The following is a 19,519-nucleotide window of genomic DNA, read 5'->3' as shown; positions in this document are numbered from 1 at the left end:
GATGAAGGGAAGCCGGCTGATCTGGTATGGGATGGTTTGGGTCGCAGCATGGCCCGGTTGTTCGAGCGTCGAGGAAGGCCCGACCCAGCGGTCAGCGCCTTCGCGATGGAATCGGATCGCGCTGCCGACTGCCAAGCCCGATCAGGCGTTCGATGCCGCGATCGACGCGGTGCGACAATATTTCACGGCGTTCGACGCATCCCGCGCCGATTTGCGCATCGTCACGCCGCTGGTTGAGTACAACCAGCGCGGCGGAACGGACCGCATTCTCGACAGCACATTGCGCCCGAACAACCGCATGCGGCGACGTGCCACGGTCCTGATTACGCCGAGCGGTAATGGCTGCATCGCGCTTTGCGAAGTAAGTGTCCAGCGGCTGGACACGGCCGACCAGCGAGCCTTTCAGCAGCATCGCGAATTCAACGACGTGCCGAACGCGACCCCGATCGAACGTGATGCCGGCGTCTCGGCCTCTCAGACCCAGGCTTGGACAGATATGCCGCGAGACTCGCGCCTCGAGCGAGATATTCTCCAGATCATTTTCAATCGCGTCAGTCCGCCGAAAGATGCCGGGGCGGAGACATCGGGCGCACCCTGAACAGCTTGATGAAATCTCGGCGAGCCGGCGCGAGGTTGTTTCACGGCATCGTTCAGGCCGTCGGCGATTGCGGATGCGCCGCCAGTTCGATGGTGAAACAGGCGCCTTCGCCGGGTGGGGAACTCGCGATGATGTGGCCCGCGTGGGCCTGCACAATCTGTCTCGCCAAAGTCAGCCCCAGGCCGGTACCGCCCTTCTTTGTCGAATAGTAGGCCTCGAATACGCGTCCGATCTGATCGGATGGAATGCCCGGCCCGCTGTCGGAGACCCGGATCCGATAGGTGCCGTCATCATGGCACGAGGTTGCGATTGACAATCGGCCGTTCATTCCGGCAGCCTGCTGTGCGTTGATCAGCAGATTGAGTACGGCCTGTTTAATCAATCTGACGTCTATCCGGCAGGGCAACGGCTGATCAGCGGGTGAGAAAAGCATCTGCAAACCGCCGGCGTCGGCTTGCGGCCGATAGAACTCGACGATTTCGGCAATGACCTGATTCAGATCGGCGTCTTCGATTTTCAACTCTCGCCGCCGGATGAACTGGAGGAAGTCTTCGAGGATCGATTCGAGCCGTCGCGTTTCACGGAGCAGCGTATCGAGGCGCTTCCTGCTGCGCCGTGCCACGCCGAGCCGATCGCCGGCGGATCGCATTGCGTCGAAATCGGTCCGGTGTTCATCTTCTTCGAGCCGCCCCCAGTCTTCGTCGAGCAGTTGGAGATTCATTCGCAGCGTCGAGAGGGCGTTGCGAATCTCATGCGCAAGGCCGCCCGCGGCTGCGGACAGCTCCACGATGAGATCGGCGGTGTGGTCGTCTTGTTCGGTCATGCACGCTGCTCCCTTCGCGTGATTGTACCCGCGCATGAAAACCCCCGGCACGGGCCGGGGGTTCTTGTTGGAGATGCATTCGCTCCGACGACGGCAAACGTGCTGCCGAGGTCATCGGCAGGGCTCAGGCCGGCTGGGCCTCGCCAGCCGCGGTCTTGCCTGCCGCCTTCTCTTCAAGCAGAACGGCCTTCCGCGACAGCTTGATGCGCCCGGTGTCGTCAATGAGAATCACTTTGACGCGCATTTCATCGCCGACCTTGCAGACATCGCTGACCTTTTGGACGTAGCCATCTGACAGCTCGCTGATGTGACAGAGGCCGTCCGTGCCCGGAACCACCTCGACGAAGGCGCCGAAATCCTTGATCGCGCTGACGCGGCCTTCGTAGATTCGGCCGACCTTCACGCCGACGCTGATCGCCTCGACGGCGTCGTACGCCGCTTGCGCGCCCGCCGCGTCCATGCAGGAGATATGGACGGTTCCGTCGTCGTCGATGTCGAGCTTCGCGCCGGTTCCCGCTTCGATGGCTTTTATGCCCTTTCCGCCCGGGCCGATGATCTTGCCGATCTTGTCCTGCTCGACTCGGATGGTCAGCATGCGCGGGGCCCAGCGGCTGATTTCCGCTCGCGGCTCTCGGATGGCGCTCAGCATTTTCTTGAGGATGTGAATCCGGGCGTCTCGGGCCTGCTTCAGAACTTCGACGATCTGCGCCTGCGATATCATGCGGGCCTTGAGGTCGAGCTGAATGGCGGTGATTCCCACCTGTGTGCCGGCCACCTTGAAGTCCATGTCGCCGTAGTGATCTTCCTCGCCCTGAATGTCGGTGATGAGCTTATAGCCGCCATGGTCATCGTGAACCATTCCAATGGAAATGCCGGCGACGGGGTGTTTGATCGGTACGCCAGCGTCCATCAGGGCAAGTGTTCCGCCGCAGACCGACGCCATCGAGCTCGAACCGTTGGATTCAAGAATTTCGCTCACAATTCGCACGGTGTAAGGGAATTGCTCAGGGGTCGGCATGACGGCCTGAAGCGAGCGTTCGGCCAGATTGCCGTGGCCGATCTCGCGACGGCTGACCGCGCCGATGCGCTTGACCTCACCGGTGGAAAAGGGGGGGAAGTTGTAGTGCAGGATGAACTTCTTGTTGTACTCTTCGACGAGGTTGTCGATGAATTGCTCGTCGCGCTTGGTGCCAAGCGTTGCGACAACGAGCGCCTGGGTCTCGCCTCGGGTAAAGAGGCCGGAGCCGTGCGTCCGGGGAATGCCGCCGACTTCGCATTCGATATTGCGAATATCGAGTGGTCCGCGGCCGTCGGACCGCTTGCCGGTCTCCATGACCGATTCCTGGAAGTAGCGTTCGAAGATCTTGTCAAACTCTTCGACGACATCATTCCGCGTGTACGGCAGGTCGTCGGCCCCGTTTTCGGGAATCAACTCGCCGATGATTTTGTCCTTGATTTCCTTGACGGCGGCCACGCGCTCCGCCTTCATGGGCTTGCAGCGCGCGTTCTTCAGGTCGAGCTTTTCGCACAGCTCCCGGACGCGGCGGATCATCGTCTCATCGCGCTTCGGAACCGGGTTGACCTTCACCGGATTCACCTTGCGGCCGAGTTCCTCGATGAGCGCGACCACTTTGCGACATTCATCAAAGCTGAAGGCCAGTGCATCGGCCATGACATCTTCGGGCACTTCAAGCGAGGCGGCCTCGATCATGTTGACGCCGTCCTTATGACCGGCGACGACAACTTCCAGATCGCTCATTTCGCGCTGCTGCATCGTCGGATTGACGACGAGTTGGCCGTCAACGCGCCCCACGCGGCAAGCGCCGGTGGGCCCTTCGAACGGGCAACTGCTCACGGTCAGGGCTGCTGAAGCGCCGATCATACTGAGGATATCGGGATCGTTTTCCTGGTCTGACGAAAGCACCATGCTCTGGATCAGGACTTCGTTCTTGTATCCCTCGGGGAACAGCGGCCGGATCGGTCGATCCGTCAGTCGCATGGTGAGAATTTCCTTCTCTGACGGCCGGGCCTCGCGCTTGAAGAAGCCGCCCGGAAACTTCCCCGCCGCGTACATCTTCTCGCGGTAGTCAACCGAAAGAGGGAAGAAGTCGATGCCTTCTCTCGGAGATGCCGTGACAACGGCAGTCAGCACGACCGTCTCGCCGTAGGTGACGACGACGGCGCCGTCGGCCTGCTTGGCCAACTTGCCTGTTTCAATCCTGAGAGTTCGACCGCCGATCTCCGCTTCAACGCTGTGTATTGCCATTTTGATTCCTATTTCTAACAACCGGATCCAATTGCCGCATGTTTATTTGAAACGCCCTTGAGCGTCCTCGCATCTTTTGCAGACCGATCGACTCCTGCCCGGTGAGTGCAGGTGCCGCGGCCATTTCACTCGATCCGATCCATTGGGCGCAAATGGCAAAAAAGCCTGCGCACTCCCCGGAAGCGTGCCGAAAAGTCGGACGCTGTCCGGCGGACCAGGTTCTTCGATCGTGAAGTGAAAGTTGGGAGCGGAGACGTTATCGAAAGGGATCAGCCTTGCCGAATCACTTGCGGAGGCCGAGGCTGTCGATCGTCTGCTGATAGCGGCCGCGGTCGGTTCGCGTGAGATACTTCAGCAGACTCGATCGAGCGCCGACCATCTTCAGCAGCCCACGGCGCGACGCATGATCTTTCTTGTGCGTCTTGAAATGCTCGGTCAACTGCTGGATGCGAGTCGTCAGCAGGGCGATCTGGACCTCGGGCGAGCCCGTGTCCTTTTCGTGTCGGCGATACTGGGTCACCACGCTCTGCTTCGCTTCGTCCGTCAATGACATGTCGTACGACACTCCTGCTCGCTGCTGCCTGATAAGAACACTTCCATGCCGCTGCAGGCCATTCCCGCAGCCACTCATCTTCTCCCACTTCTGTCGAATTAGGGTTCGAATATACCGGACAATCACCGATTCGACAAGGCGAAAAAGGCAGCCGACCGAGCATCCTCCGCAGGGAACGAATCAGATTGAGCGATTTGAAGACAATTCGCCATAACCATTTACAAGCTAATATTTTACCAGCGTTCTGGCTCGGTGTACTCGCGATTGAAATACCGTGCCGCCAGTTCGATCAGGCGTTCGGTTGCAAACGGCTTGTTCACGTAGTCATCCACGCCTAGGCTGCGGGCGTACAGTTCGTGGCGCTTCCCCTCGTTCGCGGTAATCATGATGATAAAGGGGACGGTTCCGGGTGCGGGCTTCGGCTTGATTATCTCGACCACCACAAAGCCGCTCTTTCGCGGCATCATCATGTCCAGAATAATCAAATCCGGCTTCAGGCGGTTTGCCAGGTCGACGGCTTTATTGCCATCGTTGCCGGTCGTCACCTTCGCGCCGCTGGCCTCGAAGGCGACCTTGCAGCTAGTCAGAATGTCCTGATCGTCGTCGACGATCAACACGTTGATGCCTTCCAGTTTTGCCGGCATGGCAGTCTCCTAATGAAGAACTCGGATCGCACGACGAACGAGGCGGCGGGCGGGCGAGGGAGTATACGATCACGGGAGCAGCGCGGCAAGATCGGTCCTCCCGAACAGCGGCACATGACGGCGGATCAACGGTTCGCGGTGCGCCCCGAGTCGAATACTATATGAGCATATGACCCGACGCCATACAAAGTACACCCTCAAATCCGCCGCAACCTTCTGCCTGATCGGCTGGACCGCCGGCTGCCCCGTCACGCAGACCCTGCCCGAGCAGGCCGCGGTTCAGCAGTTGTCTGACGCACGGACCGAGCGAGGCTATTTGCTCTATGTGCCGAGCATCTATTCCAAGGAGCGATCGTGGCCGCTCGTGGTCGCCTGTCATGGGACGTGGCCGTACGATTCCGCGGATCATCAGATGCGTGAGTGGGCGAAGCTGGCCGAGTATGAGGGCATTGTCGTCGCGGCGCCGACGCTGGTTTCCAGCCGTGGCGATTTTCCGCCTGCGACTGCGCGACAGATCGAGCTCCAGGAGGAGGATCAAAAGGCGATTCTCTCAATGGTCGAGGAGATCAAGCGTCGATACACGATCGACGAATCGAGAGTGTTCATGACGGGTTGGTCGGCCGGCGCGTTTCCGTTGCTGTACACCGGCTTGCGAAATCCGGACATCTTTCGGGCGTTGTACATTCGTCAGGGGTCGTTTGATGAGCGGTTTCAGCCGTTGGCGGGTACCGAGATCAGCCGATGGCAGCAGATCAAGATCGTTTACGGCAAGTCTGACATTCTTCGCGATCAGACAGTGGCCTGCGTGAAATGGCTTCGCGACAACAAGGCGTGGGTCGATGAAGAAGAGGTCGCCGGCATCCATCGCCGGATGGACGCGAAATTCACATGGAACTACTTCGAGAAGATCGCGAAGGAGCGGCCGTGGATCCGAATGGGAATGATGAAGGCTCGTGGAGACGATCCGCTGGCGATGCAGTTCCTCCTGGAAACCTCACCCGTCGCGGTCAGGCAGAAGTGGTTCTTCGGTGACGGCGGCGAGTCGTACGAGGCTTCCCCGGTTCATGTCTATGAGCGGCCCGGCACATATACCGTCCGCGTCAATGTGGCGCTGGAGGGCGGAAAGACCTATACGCGAACAAAGTCCGTGCAGGTCCGCCGGGTGATCGGCGGCCCGGAGTGACAGGCGATCGGCACCCACTGTCGATGGGTCAGCGGAGATTGATTCCGACCGAATCCGTCAGGCCGGTGTATCGCTTCGAGCCGAGGCCGAACTGCGGGGCACCCTCAGGCCAGATGCTCAAATTCACGCCGGTGTTTTCAATCGTTCGATCCACGTCGAATGCGACGGCGGTGTAGAACCGCGGCCACTTTCGGATGTAGATGATCTGTGTGGAATGGTTCCGGCCGAGGTCGATGTCGTAAGTTTCGCGGAATGCGACGGTGTGCTTCTCGTTGAGTTTGTAGTTCGCGCCGAAGACCGCGAGGTTGTTGTGCGTGTCATGGATGTAGCGCCAGCCGGCGAAGTACGCCAGACGCGGCTCACGCTCGACGGCGAAGGAAACCGAACTCGTTCCAACCTGGTCGCGGTTCAGATCGTAGACCCCGTCATACACGAGCATCGTCGTATCGCTCAATCGATACTGATAGTTCGCGGCAAGGAAATTCGACGAAATGCTGTCCTCTGGCCGGGCCATGATGAAATCGCCGTGCGTGTTCTCGTTGCGCTGCGCGTTGTTGAAGAAGCCCGCCTCCAGATCGAGCACCATCCAGTCAACCGTCCGCCAGTTGCCGGGGCCGCCCCGCTTGGTCTGCCAGCGCTGGCGCAGTCCCATCGCGACACCGCCGAAATCCGCGACATCCTCGACGCCGGAGTCAAAGGGCGTCAGTTCCATCGGGTCTTTGTTGGCATGGGCGTTGAAGGCGGTGATGTCGCCCTTGATTGTGTGCTTGAGCTTGTTCAGGTCAAACAGTTCGGAGCGAACGTCTTCGTAGACCTTGCTGGCAATGGCGTTCGCGTGGATGCCGTAGTCAATCATGCCCCGCGTGACGCCGCCTCCGCCCTGTGATCTTGGGGAATCGTCCCAGCCGGTTCCGCGCGCGGCGATGAACGGTGTCAGCTTGATCGGACCCAGGTCAGGCAGCGGAAACTGGGCCTCCTGTCGCGTGTCGCCGCGGAGCACGCTGCCGGTGTGTCCGAGATTGTCAAAGCGGTCCTGCGTGTTGAAAATCTCGCGCTCGTCGCGCCGATATCGCACGACACCAAGTCGATTGTCGCTGTAAAAGGTGGCGAACTCTCCGACCGGTTCTCCAATGATGGTGAATCGATTCTCCGGCAGATGCTCGGTCTGGGTATCAAACTCGTTGATTCGCCAGTTCGTCAGGAGCGAGTACTGCCACGTGTCCTGCCGCTTCAGGAGGCGCAGCAGCGTTTCCTGTTCCTTCGCGTTCTCAAATTCCTGTCGTTCGTAGTTCTCAAGATACTGATCGTCGCTGATGTACGATGCTTCCGCCGTCAACTCCCATCCTTGCGGCAGAAACTGGCGGTGGCGCCACAGGCTTCGGCCGCGATTCTCGTGATCCGGCTCGCCGCCGCGCGTCGGACCGAGGCGGTCCGAACCGGTATCATGAATGTAATATCCGCGGTACAGGCCGTAGTAGTCGTCCTGCTGGTAATCGACATCGATGCCGACGGCGGGGCCGCGCTTGGTGAAGTAATCAAGCCGCAGCGTCGCGTCGTAGCCCTCCGGCGGTTGAACGCCGAGCAGATCAAACAGGAACCATTGGGTTTCGAATCGCCCGCCGAAGTTCTCGTTGTAGCCGAAAGTCGCACGGCGGAATGACTGGCGATCGGCCGAAAGGCTGCCGGATGAATAAGGCCAATAGGCGAGCGGAGTGCCCTCGACGTTGAGCGTGGTGTCTCGTGCGGCATATTTGCCGGCGAGAACGCCGACAACTTCTCCGCGCTCGTTTCGAGGAGTGAGGTCTTCGAAGACGATCTCCCGCGCGCCGATGGCGATATGCGGTGTGTGAAACTCACTCATGGAGATGTTTGCGTTGTTGGCCTGGTAGGTCGTCGTGTTAAGTTGCCGGATCTGTTCAGCTCGCACGTAAATCGGCAGTCCGCGCGCCGGTTCCATCGCGCGCGTCACTGCATCGAGTATCAGCGCCCGATCCAGCGAGAAATCGTAATAAAGGCGGTCCGCACGGATCATGCGGTTGCCGCGCGAGAGCACCACATCCCCTTCGAGGTAAACCGCCTTGACCCATTGCTCCATTGCTGCGCGGTCAGACTGGTCGTTGCCGGTCAACTTCGGCTCGGCTGTCGGCTCCACGTCATCCTTCGGTGCGTTCTCGATGCTTGGAGCTTTCTTCTTCTTGGCGGGGTCGCGGCTTTCGTCTATCAAACCGGGAATCGCTGATCCGACGTTTTCTCCCTGGAGATACACAACCGCCGCGTCGGCGCGAAGCTCGAGATATTCTCCCGCGTCGGCCGGCGAGCCTTGCGAGACATACAGATTGCCGTAGGTGATAACGACGGATTGTCCGTCATGTTGTTCGTGAAAGAGCTGATCCGCGCGATATGAAACTTTCTTTCGCGGCTTCGGTTGTGAAAGCAGGATCTGCTCCAGTGAGGGTGAGACAAGCACCGGCGTTTCGGACTCCGTCGCGGACTCCGCCGGCGCCACTTCCAGCAATCGCCGGGCGAGGGATGCTTCGCGATACAGTTCACTGCCTGAGTCATCATGGCGATTCTGGCTGTCAACATTCAGAAGCAGACGGCCGAACGTTCGGAGCGTGACGAGCAGCGCCGGTCCGGTCTCGACGGTGCCGGTTCGTTGAACCACTTCGGCGTCCTGCCAGATAAAGATCTCGGAGTCGATATAGCGTCGGTCCTGCCAGGGCAGGGATCGGAACCAGATGACGGCATCGCGCCCTTTGAGGGTGTGCGGCCCCATCCGACCGGAGAAACTCCCAAGGATTTCGACGACCTGCGAGCCGTCGTCCATTTGCCAGAGATACGCATACTTGCCGTACAGCTCGAGATCGAAGTCACCGACTCCCGGCGGCAGTAGGGGTTCGATGGGGGGCGCCTGGCTTTCAGAGATTGTTGCGGCGTTGACTTGTGCGGCGGCAATCTGAGGAGATGCTGTCAGGCTGATCGAAATCAGCGAACCTGCCAGCATGGTCGGCACAATCCATCGCATCCGAGTTGACTGCTCCGTCTTCGGCCCAAGGCCGTCCGCGCATGCCGAGTAACCACACGAATGAAGATCGCGGCCTCGGAATGGGCGGATTATAGATGGGGGGGTGGGGGTGTCAAAGAACGGAGTTTCAATGCTGGGGAGCTTGCTTCATCGGTCCCGTGGCGTCCGCATCATTCGGCGTGTCGGCTCGAAGGCGGGCAATCGGTGAACTTTGCCGCGGCCCGCGTCTTCCCTCGCGCAATATCTGCCGTCAAAATGCCTCTCTTGTCGTCGGAGTTTATCTGGAATCAGGCTGCTCCCGCTCCGATAAGGCCTTTGACAGAAAAGCCCTTCCCGCGGCATTTCCGGTCTGTTCGGAACGCGGTTCGGCGAAATCAGGTGGCATGCAATGAAGATGGTTGTGCGCAGGTTGAACGTATCCGCTCAAGTGTCTCGCTGTTCCGGTCTCGTCGCGATGAGCGTGGCGATGTTGTTTGCGCATGTCGGCTGCGAGCAGCCTCCCGGAGATGCGGTGAAGCAGGTCGCCGACGCCGAGCGCGACTTCCGCAGCCAGAATTATCCGTCCGCGGAAGCGAAGCTGACGCAGTTTATCCAGCGTTATCCCAAATCCCCGGAAGCGGCCGAGGCCTATTATCTGCGATCGCTCTGCAATGCGCGTCGTTCGAGCAAGGTCGCGGCCGAAGCGGATGCGCGATCCTGTCTGCGTCTTTCCAAGGACAAGCTCCTGACCGCGAACGCGCATGCCACGATTGCGACACTCTGCTTCGAAGCCAATCGCAACCGCGAGGCGATCGATCATTTCGCCGCGGCGCTCGCCGTGCTGCCGGATAAGGCGCCATCCGACCTGCTCCGGTTCCGTTATGCGACCTGCCTTCAGCGGGAGGGAAGATGGGCCGAGGCCAAGGCGGAGTTCAACGCCGTGTGCAACAGGTATCCCGGCAGCGATCTGGGGCCGCTGGCGTTGCGCATGACCCAGTGGCAGCATGATGCATTCTCAATTCAGTGCGGTGCGTTTCGCGAAAAATCGGCCGCGGTCTCGCTGGAAAAGAAGATCAGGCAGGCCGGACTGAAAGCATGGGTCGAACAGCGCTCCCGCAGCGGTGAAGTGCTTCATACCGTCTATGCAGGCAACTACCCGAGCTATGCGCAGGCGCGTGACGCACTGCCGCGCGTGCAACGGTCTGCGCCCGGAGCGCACATCGTTCCTTAGCATTGGTCTTTCCGCGCCGGCATGGAGGCGGGCGCGGGTATGGGTGGATCGGCTTGTCGGACGGAGGCGCCGACAGCTTTCAATGTGCAGGTTCGCGGCCGTCGCGCCGCAAGACACGGAGTGCCAAGGATGGCAAGCCTCGTTCGATTTCGACGCGCAGTTCTTGCGCAGTTCACTTTTCTGCTGACGGTATTCGGCCTGACCCTCGGCTGCGCGCGGTCCGGGAACTGGATTCCCGATTGCGCTCCGGCCTGCCCGCCGGAAATTTATCAGCCTGCCGCATTGCGGTCCGGCATTCCTGAGCAGTATCTCGAACATCGACCCTATCGCCTGGGCGTCGGCGATGTCCTTGAAGTGATCTATCACATTCGAAACGAGATCACGGCCGAACCGTATCGATTGAAAATCGAGGATCGCGTTCGTATCGTTTTCCCCTATCAGCCGGAATACACCCAGCAGATGACCGTCGGTGGCGATGGCAACATTCGATGCCTGCTGATCGGCGGCGTGCGGGCTGCGGGTTACACCGCGGCCGACCTGGAACTGCAACTTCGCGAACGATACAAAACCTATCTCAAGGAACCGGAACTGACCGTGGTGGTTGACGCTGCCAACGTCAAAATCGATGAGTTGAAAAAAGCCATCACCACGGCGCCGCGCGGCCAGTCGCGGCTGGTGCCGATCAAGCCAGACGGAACGATCGACCTGCCATACGTCGGCGAATGCCGTGTCGCGGGACGTACGGTGCAGGAGTCCAAGGAATTGCTCGATCGCCGCTACGCCGAATCCGATCTCGAAGAGGTGGAAGTGACGGTACAGACGCTGGAGTTCGCGCCGCGGCGAATCTACGTCGGCGGCGAAGTGTTGTCGCCCGGTACGATTGTGGCTCATGCACCGATGTCGCTCGTCCAGGCCTTGTTTCATCTGGGCGGGCCGACGACGCGGGCTGATGCGCGCAAGATCATGCTGGTGCGAAGGAAGTATCAGCCCATTCCCGAGGCCATCCTGTTCGATCTCGACGGGCTGCTCGATGCGGCCAAGGCGGGTCCGGACGGCGGCGTCTTCCGTCATGATGTATACTTGGAGGATGGCGACGTGATTTATGTGCCGCCAACGGGCCTGGCCCGATCCTCTGACTGGATCGATCAGGTGTTCAGGCGAAGAATTCGCACTGTAAACCCGGTTTGCTCCGATGCTGGCGCCAGTCTGGGGTATCAGATTCGCACCGTGCCGGGTCATGCGCGCGGCGGCCGTTGACGGTCGCGCTGTTTCCCGATCCTCCGCGGCGACGTTCCGGCGCGCTGCGGGTTCGCGTTTTTGAAGAGTCAGCGTTGAACTTGCGCGAAGTCCCACAACTTTTTCAGTCCATTTTGCCGATTTCAGAATAAGGTCTTTGATCGGGAAAGTGGATGTCTTCATGCCCAATACACCTGACAGGAAATCTCTGCGCGAACTGGCGCGGGCAATTTTTGAACGCTGGCTGCTTTTGGGAGCCGTCGTCGTCATTGCGACGGCCGGAACCTGGGCCTATTGCCGATTTGTCGTGCCCCAGGAATTCCGCAGCCAGATCAGCCTGATCTTCAAGAAGCCGCAGAACAAGAGTCCGATCTCCGCCGATTCGTCCGGCGACCGGGCGTTGGAAGTATTCGTCCGAGCGCAACAGCAGATCGTGTTATCCGATCTGGTTCTGGCTCGCACACAGGTGATATCGGAGGATGCATCGCTCCGGGATGCATGGTTTGCGCTGCGCGATGCCGATCGCACGGCCTCGTCGGAAGCGGCGGCCGCTGACCAGCGTGCTCGAATGGACGACTTCCTTAAGACGCGCGTGGGCGACAAGGTCCGTGCGGTTCTTGCAGAAGATCAGGGCGCGTTCGACCGCTTTCGCGAATCGATCACCTTCACGACGCCGTGCGGCGATGACGGCGCGATGTCGGAATCGTTCACGATGGTGGTGGACCGTCCGGGCGTCGCCGGATCTCCTGATGGACATCTCAATGCGAAGTACGCGGCCGACGTGCTCGCGGATATGTACATCGTCCGTTTCAGGGAATTGCAGCGCGAGTTGAGTGAACCGGCCGTCCGAGTCATGGACGACGTCATCTCGAATTATGAGAAGTATGTTCGTGACAAACTGGCGGAATATGATCAGTTCGTGCAGGCGCATCCCGGTGATGTGGGCGTTCTCGAGCAATTGATGAAGAGTGGGGTAGAGCACGGCGTCCAGATTCTCCTGAGGCGCGTTCGCGAGAATGATGCGACGCTGAGCATGGAGCACGCGCGCGACAAGGCCGTGCAGGATGTCCTGACTCGGGTGCTGCCGGAGAAAGCGTTCGAGCCGAACGGCATCGAGGGAATGCCGGCGTCCGAAGTTCGGTCTGCCATCGCCAATACGCCGACGGAATTTGTGCAGTCCGATGCAGCCGTGATGGAAATTCAGAAGCACATCGGCGTGCTGTCGGCACGAAAGGCAAAGCTGGAGACCCAGTTCACCGCCGAAAGTCGCGAGATGCGCAATGTGACGGCCGAACTGGATCGCTCTTCGCGTCAAATGCTGGAGGAGATCGTCTCGCGGGCCAGAAGCCTTCGGGCGTCGGTCGAGGCGCGCGAGCAGCAACTGGCGATGAATCGTGAACTGCTCAGCCGGACGGAGCGCGAGCAGAACGAAATTCATCGGAAGCTCGTGACATATGCACGATTGAAGAATGAATTTCTGGTGGCTGAGCAGCATCTTGCGGATCTGCGACGGCAGCAGAGCGAGGCTGTTTCCAACACGCTACAGGCCCGGCAGGCCGTGACAATCAGCAAGCTGAGCGAGGCGTCGATGCCGGACCGGAATCGGCCCGTGCGTCCAAGAACCGCGCTCTACACGTGGATCGCGTTCGGCGCGAGCGCTCTGCTGGGTTTGATACTGGTTTTCGTGCTTGATCATTTCGATCACACGCTGCGTTCCTCAGCTGAGGCGGAGCGGTTTCTGGGCCTTCCAGTTCTTGGGTCGATCAAACGCCAGCCGGGCGGCCTCGTCGGCGTTTACTAAACGGCACAGGCCGGCCGATCGACACCTCCGATGCAAAAGAAAGCGGGGCCACGAACAGCGTCCGCAGCCCCGCCTGAGTAATTCATCGCGATTTGGTGGATCGATCTTTCCAGTGCCGAAACCCGGCGCGGGACGATCAGATGGGGTTACTCGTTCGACGAGTCGCCATCGGCTTTGTTCGCGCCGTCGCCGCTGGCTTCGGCTGGCTCGGTGCTTTCTTCAAGTCGCGAAGGCCGCTCGTTCGGCTTCTTGTAGTTCTGCACGTCATGGATGATCCAGCGTTGGCCGTCGAACGATTCGTAGGATGCCTTGGACTTGTAGAAATCCAACCGTCCGGCGACGGGACCGAGCTTCGCCAGGATCGGGGGCAGGTTTGAAACCATGGTTCGGACCTGTGGCGGCGCGTCGGCCATCATCATTCCCATCATGCCGAGTCCCATGGAAATTCCTGCGATGGCTTGCTGAAGTTCCTGTCCCATGTTGGCCTGATCCGTGAATGAGATACTGACAACGGATCCATCGGGCATCAGCGCTTCCGACTGCCAGCGCTTGTTCTTGGTGATGTTCTGATGCGATCCGGCCGCGGTCTGAAGGCATTTCTTTACGGCTTTCGCTGAAGAGCCGAGGATGAGATGGCCTTCGGCGCAGCCGATGACCGGCGGCTGGAGTCCGCCCATCATCATCATCATTGGATGGGAGATTTGTCGGAACTCGACCTTGTCGGCGACATTGACCTTGGAAATCATCAGGCCGTTCTGCTGACCGAGTAGCTGATTGATGAATGTGAACAGCCGGTTCAACTGGCTATCCATCTTGGCCGCGTCGGTGATGCCGGCGAGCACGACCCAATCCTTGCCGTCGGCATACTGAACCGTCGATCCCTGGAAGAGTGCAAGGACATCCTTCTCGACATCGAGGCCGAGTTCATTCTTCTGAATCTGACCCCACTCTTCGATTTTTGCCTTTCCGTCGGGCGCGTGCTTGGTAACGAGATCAATGAGGTATCGGTACACCTTGGTCATGTCGATGCCAGCCGAGACGCTGAACGAATCGGCTTCCATCGGAATGAATCGTTCGAAGTTGGCGATCGGTTTGCCGCTGGTGATGATGTCATAGATCGGCGAGGACTTGGCGCCGCTTCGAAGCACGGTGGCCGCATCACTCATCACACGGAATCCGTCCGTCCACTCGACCGAGGCGACATAATCGATAACAGACAGGTCGTGCAGGATGGCGGAAACGGCTTTCATTGGATTACCGTCGTTTGCCGCGCCGGATCCTTCTGCGTCCGCCTTTGGCTCCGGTCCGGCGAACATCGCTGACATCTGCCGGAAGGTCGCCATCATGTTTTCGACATCCCAGAAGACCAACTGGTCTTCGGCAGGGGGCAGCTTCTCAAATGCCTGCTTGAAGCGCGAACTTGCGATGAGCGACTTGGCCTCGCCTTTGCCAGACATCAGATTGATGCCGTCCTTGAGAATGGCGGGACTGCCGAATGCAATGAAGATGGCATCCTGATGATTAGCGACCGAAACCGTAATGCCGGGCGCCGCCGGAAAGGTAAGGGTCGTGATCGATGCGCCCTCCTGCTTGGACTCCTCCAGCGCCAGGACCGACTCGCCGGCCTCCTCGTTCACGAATTTGACAAACTCGGCAAGCAGCTTTCGAAGTGCGGAATAATTGGCGGAAGCGCCGTCTTTGTCCGCGCGGCCGATGAACATTCCCTCGTGGAATGCCGGCGTTCCGGGATTGAATCGCCCGCAATAGACAAATTCCTTTTCGAAGATGTCGGACCATTTCACATTCTTGAACAGGGTGGAAAACCGCTCGACGGTGTCGTCGATCTTGTCCATCTGCTCGTCATCGATGACCGCATCGACGAACATGTCCCACACGTCGTTCAATACGCCGCTGTCGCTGACGGCTTTGGTCACTTCGCTCCAGTAGTCATCGAGAAATTTTCGCTCGGGGTTGGACCTGGCGACGACGGCGATGAAGACGTCCTCCGGAATAGCCTTCCCCAGCGAAAAACGGTTCGGATCGGTCTGTGCGAGCGCGCCGGTCGGCGAGACCCAGCCGCACATGAACGCGAAAGCGAGGGACAGCATCACATTTCTCTTCATCAATTTTCTCATCTAATTGAGCTCCCAAATGGTCCAGATTCCTACCTCGATTCGGCCGAGTCAGATCGGCCGGCCCTTTCTTCCTGGCGATGGCTTTGGAATCGCCGAGTCGCAGACTGCACAACGAGTTCCGGTTGCCGTGCTAACGCACAAATGCGGACGGTCCGGCGTCAGGCGAACGCCAACGCACGCATGCCGAACGACTTGCGGCGCTGGGAACAGGTCGCTGTCTCGCTCGAAGTCGCGGCAATAACTGCGAAGGTACCTCGTTTAGCGATGTGGGACAAGATTGGTAGCGGAGAATGCCGAAACGGGGCACATCTTCGCAGATGGAGGTAATTTCACATGGTTGCTCGATTTTTCTCAGCGCGGATCGCGTTGTTTCTTCTGCTTGGTTTGGGAGTGAAAGTTGCCGCGGCTCAGCCGCCCCAGGGTCCACCGCGTCCGGGTGGTGACCGCGGCGCGGGCGAAGGGCGTCCCGCAATGATTTTTGATCGCATGGATGCCAATGGCGATGGCGTCATCGATCGAGCCGAGTTTCTTGCATTTCGCGATGGGATTCGTGACCGGATCAGTGATCGCGATGGACGTCGCGGACCGGCTGACCGCGGCTTTGGGGAAGGGCGTGGCGGCTGGAAGGGACCGGGCGGCCCCGATGGCGAGCGAGGCATGTGGCAACGGGACCGCGATCGGCGTGGACCGGGACGAGGGGAAACGCGTGACCGATCGGGTGGACCGATGCGGGAAGGCGGGCGGGACGGTGCGCATCTGGAGCGGCTTCGCGGCGTCATTGAGGAATCTGTTAATGACGTCTTGCAGGGATATCCGCCAGAGCTTCGGCGCGACGTGATCGAGGCGGTCATCAATGGGTTGCGTCATGCCCACGAGAGGACGATGGGTGAACGCGGCGGACCGCGCGGCGGCGATTGGCGACGCGGCGGGCCCGATCGACGGGACGGCCGGCGACCCGACGCAGGTCCGGGCGAACGGGATGGTGCACGCTTCGGTCCGGGCAAGGGGCCGGATGGTCCTCCGCCTCCGCCGATGGGTGGACCGCGTCGACCGGGTTGGCAGAAGCCTGGACGGGACGGCCCGCCGGATGCCAAGGGCGAGACACCTCCGGCGGCGGACGCGGGTCGGGCAGGACGAGGCGCGGACATGCGGGATGGATTGCCGCATGAGGGTCGGCCGGGCGAACTCGGGCAGCAAATGCAGTTTCGCCGCATGGACAGGAACAGTGACGGATTCGTGACGGCTGAGGAGTTCCCGGGCGGCCCCGAACGATTCAAGGCGATCGACCGGAACAACGACGGAAGACTATCGAAGGAAGAGCTTCGCGATGCGATGCGACGATTTCGTGATGGCGGCGATCAGGGCCAGCGGCCTGATGCGGCGCGCCCCGGCCAGGGTCGCGGCGAAAGAAATGCTCGGCGCGTCGTGATTTGACATCTGTGCATTCCTCGGTCGCTGGTCAATCCATGCGGATCCAATGCGCCGGCCCACCGCGGTCGGTGCTTTGCTTTTATGGGGAGGAAGAACGGGCGTCCAGTCAATCGTCCTGGCCTGCCGAAGCGAAGTGGTCGGTGCGGATGACATCGGATTGGGCGTCCATCGCGTCGTTGGCGAGGCCGTCGGCGGCCTGGTTCTGTTCTCGCCGCACATGTCGGATTCGCCATTTTCGGACATTGCCAAGCAGTGCCATGACTTTGTCATAAAGCGGCAGGAGCCCCGCGTTTCGCACGCGGTAATCGCCATGAATCTGCTTCACGAGCAGTTCGCTGTCAGCGTAAATCTCGATTTCGTCCGCGCCGGCGCGTATTGCCGCCTCAAGCCCGCGAATCAAACCCGTGTACTCCGCCTGATTGTTGGTGACGTGACCGAGAAAGTAGCCGGCTTCGAAAACCGGCTCGCCGTCGGCATTTCGCAGTTCCGCGCCGGCTCCGCCCGGTCCGGGATTGCCTCGCGAACCACCGTCGACATGAAGAATCAGTTTCATCGGCCCAGCTCAGCGTTCGACGGGACAGAGTCCGCGGTCCGGTTTGCAGGGTTACACGATAATCGGTTGTCAGCCATTCAGGAGTGGGCAGCCGCGGCGTGCGTCATGTAGAGAATGCGCCCGCAGACGCTGCAAAGCACGGCTTCATCACGCGACAGGATTGAATTCACCTGCTCGATGGTGATCGACATGTTACAGCCTTCGCAGGCATATTCCTGCCGGCGCGGGTGCGTGCGCAGGACGCCGGCCATCGCCTCACCCTCGTTGGCGCGGGCCACGCGGTTGAACATTTCGAGCGTCTTGGATGGAACAGCGGCCGCCGCCTCTTCACGCTGTGCCTGGAGTCTGTCGAGCCGGTCCTTGCTTCGGGAACGGGCGTCCGCGACCTCGGCTTCCAACTCGGTGAGGCGCGATCTTTCCTTTTCGTGTTCGGCTCGGATGGATTCGAGCTGCTTCTTTTTCTCGTCGATCTGGGTGAGCAGGGTGATAACGCGCTCCTCCACCTTGCTCGTGTCCGCCTTGAAGGTGTTCAACTGGGTGAGGACCGCGGAATATTCCTTCTGATTCTTTGAAGTATTGAGGGCTGCACGATAACGGGCGATTTCGGCTTCGGCGGTCTGTGCTTCGAGATTAAGCCGATCGGCCTCCATCTGGTCGGACTTGATCTGCTTTTCCTGCGATTTGATCCGCGCTTCAACTTCGGCTATTCGCTGCATTTGCCGCGTGCAGGCGCGAACCCTGCGGTCGATGCCGCGTTCAATTTCAGCAATTTGTGTTTCCACTTCCTGAAGGCGATGCAGTGCCTCGATCGTGGCTCCCATCGATGTCGAGTCCCTTCCGCGTCCGGGCGACGCGATATGACAAAGCGCGATTCACTTGAGAAACAACTACATTATTATGCGCGATGCGTACGGATTCGGCAATGCCGACCGACTGTTGCATCGAATCGCCCCGGATGTTGATTGGAGCAGCCTGATCCCGTTTGAACATCCCCCGTGATGGCTGCGAAGCGCGCAAACACGTCATGAGGCGGCCGTTTGTTCCCGGATGAAGCCTTAGACGGCGACTTTGAACTTGATCGCGTCGTGGCATTGATAGCCGATGAGTTGGAAGTCCTCGAATTTCAATTCATCGATCGGTTTCCGGGCGATCACCAATCTGGGCAGCGGCAAGGGTTTACGTTGCAACTGCTCTCGCAGGCCGGCGACATGATCGAAATCGGCGGTCGGACTGCCGGGTTTTGCACAGTAGATGTGGGCATCCACGATGGTGTGGGCGAACTTCCCGACCGACAGATCGCATTCCTGGGCGATCATCTGGGTCAGGGCGGCATACGCGGCCAAATTAAACGGTATGCCGAGGGCGATGTCGCCGCTGCGCTGGGTGAGATGGCAATTCAGGCGGCCATTGAGGACGTGGAACGCGTAGGTGTAGTGGCAAGGCGGCAGCTTGCTTGTTGTGGCGTTGCCCGGTTCCCATGCCGTCACGACGAGGCGCCGACTGTTTGGATCGCGCCGGATTGTATCGATGATATATCGTATTTGATCGATCTCGCGAACGCGCCATTGGCCGTCCTGATCGCGCGTTGCGCTGGGAAAATGTCGCCAGTAGTGGCCGTAGGCGGTCTCGAGATTTCCGTCTTGATCGGCCCAGGCGTCCCAGATTTTGGTGTGCTTCCGCAGGTTGCGGATGTGGTTTTCGCCGGAGAGATACCAGAGCAGTTCGCGGATGACGGCTTCGAAGTTGACGCGCTTGGTTGTCAAAAGAGGGTAGCCCTGTGCCAGATCGACCTGGTAATGCGCTGAGAAAAGGCTGATTGTGTCGATGCCGGTGCGCGAGGGCTTGAAAGTCCCGTTTTCAAGCACGTTCCTGACGAGATCGAGATAAACCTGCATGGGGGCTCCTCCATGAGCTGGACGGGCGCGGATTTTTCTGGCGCATGAACTGCCGAGCAGCCGACCGGTCGAATATAAACGATCGTCGGTCGGTTCCTCAACTTCTGAAATGGAATGATTGTGAATCTGACTAGAAGCGGTTTCAATATTCGACATCGCTCCTCAA

General features: G+C 59.8%; 15 protein-coding genes. 6 read left to right on the top strand and 9 right to left on the bottom strand.

Annotated elements, in window-relative coordinates; genetic code table 11:
• Nucleotide 1: 1 nt before the first annotated feature.
• The gene (locus KF841_05130; protein ID MBX3394728.1) at nt 2-598 is read left to right on the top strand and encodes a hypothetical protein; all 597 of its coding nucleotides are present in this window, start codon (nt 2-4) and stop codon (nt 596-598) included.
• Nucleotides 599-650: 52 nt separating this feature from the next.
• Here the strand turns inward: KF841_05130 and KF841_05125 are convergent, their stop codons facing one another.
• The 4 genes from KF841_05125 to KF841_05110 all read right to left on the bottom strand — a co-directional run bounded on the left by KF841_05125 (nt 651) and on the right by KF841_05110 (nt 4,884).
• The gene (locus KF841_05125) at nt 651-1,421 is read right to left on the bottom strand and encodes a two-component sensor histidine kinase (GenBank protein MBX3394727.1); all 771 of its coding nucleotides are present in this window, start codon (nt 1,419-1,421) and stop codon (nt 651-653) included.
• Nucleotides 1,422-1,545: 124 nt separating this feature from the next.
• The gene (gene pnp, locus KF841_05120) at nt 1,546-3,687 is read right to left on the bottom strand and encodes a polyribonucleotide nucleotidyltransferase (protein ID MBX3394726.1); all 2,142 of its coding nucleotides are present in this window, start codon (nt 3,685-3,687) and stop codon (nt 1,546-1,548) included.
• 283 nt (nt 3,688-3,970) lie between these two features.
• A complete protein-coding gene (gene rpsO / locus KF841_05115; GenBank protein MBX3394725.1) occupies nt 3,971-4,240 on the bottom strand; it encodes a 30S ribosomal protein S15 in 270 nt (89 codons plus the stop codon).
• Between the two features lie 233 nt (nt 4,241-4,473).
• A complete protein-coding gene (locus tag KF841_05110; protein MBX3394724.1) occupies nt 4,474-4,884 on the bottom strand; it encodes a response regulator in 411 nt (136 codons plus the stop codon).
• A 169-nt stretch (nt 4,885-5,053) separates the two neighbouring features.
• Here KF841_05110 and KF841_05105 point away from each other — a divergent pair, with 169 nt between their 5' ends.
• Nucleotides 5,054-6,067: a prolyl oligopeptidase family serine peptidase gene (locus tag KF841_05105; GenBank protein MBX3394723.1), complete on the top strand. Its 1,014-nt coding sequence runs from the start codon at nt 5,054-5,056 to the stop codon at nt 6,065-6,067.
• A gap of 28 nt (nt 6,068-6,095) precedes the next feature.
• On the opposite strand, the gene KF841_05100 is transcribed toward KF841_05105, so the two are convergent.
• Nucleotides 6,096-9,092: a hypothetical protein gene (locus tag KF841_05100; protein MBX3394722.1), complete on the bottom strand. Its 2,997-nt coding sequence runs from the start codon at nt 9,090-9,092 to the stop codon at nt 6,096-6,098.
• A 466-nt stretch (nt 9,093-9,558) separates the two neighbouring features.
• On the opposite strand from KF841_05100, the gene KF841_05095 reads away from it, so the two are divergent.
• From KF841_05095 to KF841_05085, 3 genes are all read left to right on the top strand, one after another.
• Nucleotides 9,559-10,302, top strand: coding sequence for an SPOR domain-containing protein (locus KF841_05095; protein ID MBX3394721.1), 744 nt, complete (start codon nt 9,559-9,561; stop codon nt 10,300-10,302).
• Between the two features lie 129 nt (nt 10,303-10,431).
• A complete protein-coding gene (locus KF841_05090; GenBank protein MBX3394720.1) occupies nt 10,432-11,559 on the top strand; it encodes a polysaccharide biosynthesis/export family protein in 1,128 nt (375 codons plus the stop codon).
• 160 nt (nt 11,560-11,719) lie between these two features.
• Nucleotides 11,720-13,339 carry a hypothetical protein gene (locus tag KF841_05085; protein ID MBX3394719.1) on the top strand — a complete coding sequence of 540 codons (1,620 nt, stop codon included), beginning with the start codon at nt 11,720-11,722 and terminating at the stop codon, nt 13,337-13,339.
• 146 nt (nt 13,340-13,485) lie between these two features.
• On the opposite strand, the gene KF841_05080 is transcribed toward KF841_05085, so the two are convergent.
• On the bottom strand, nt 13,486-15,462 hold the full coding sequence (locus tag KF841_05080) for a hypothetical protein (GenBank protein ID MBX3394718.1): 1,977 nt from the start codon (nt 15,460-15,462) through the stop codon (nt 13,486-13,488).
• Nucleotides 15,463-15,807: 345 nt separating this feature from the next.
• On the opposite strand from KF841_05080, the gene KF841_05075 reads away from it, so the two are divergent.
• A complete protein-coding gene (locus tag KF841_05075) occupies nt 15,808-16,908 on the top strand; it encodes an EF-hand domain-containing protein (GenBank protein ID MBX3394717.1) in 1,101 nt (366 codons plus the stop codon).
• 103 nt (nt 16,909-17,011) lie between these two features.
• Here KF841_05075 and KF841_05070 read toward each other — a convergent pair whose 3' ends face one another.
• The 3 genes from KF841_05070 to thyA all read right to left on the bottom strand — a co-directional run bounded on the left by KF841_05070 (nt 17,012) and on the right by thyA (nt 19,353).
• The gene (locus KF841_05070) at nt 17,012-17,458 is read right to left on the bottom strand and encodes a ribonuclease HI family protein (GenBank protein ID MBX3394716.1); all 447 of its coding nucleotides are present in this window, start codon (nt 17,456-17,458) and stop codon (nt 17,012-17,014) included.
• A 77-nt stretch (nt 17,459-17,535) separates the two neighbouring features.
• A complete protein-coding gene (locus tag KF841_05065) occupies nt 17,536-18,279 on the bottom strand; it encodes a hypothetical protein (GenBank protein MBX3394715.1) in 744 nt (247 codons plus the stop codon).
• A 234-nt stretch (nt 18,280-18,513) separates the two neighbouring features.
• Nucleotides 18,514-19,353: a thymidylate synthase gene (gene thyA, locus KF841_05060; GenBank protein ID MBX3394714.1), complete on the bottom strand. Its 840-nt coding sequence runs from the start codon at nt 19,351-19,353 to the stop codon at nt 18,514-18,516.
• Nucleotides 19,354-19,519: the final 166 nt, after the last annotated feature.

This window comes from Phycisphaerae bacterium (genome assembly GCA_019636475.1).
GTDB lineage: Bacteria > Planctomycetota > Phycisphaerae > UBA1845 > UTPLA1 > JADJRI01.
This window is presented reverse-complemented; position numbering and strand designations above follow the sequence as displayed.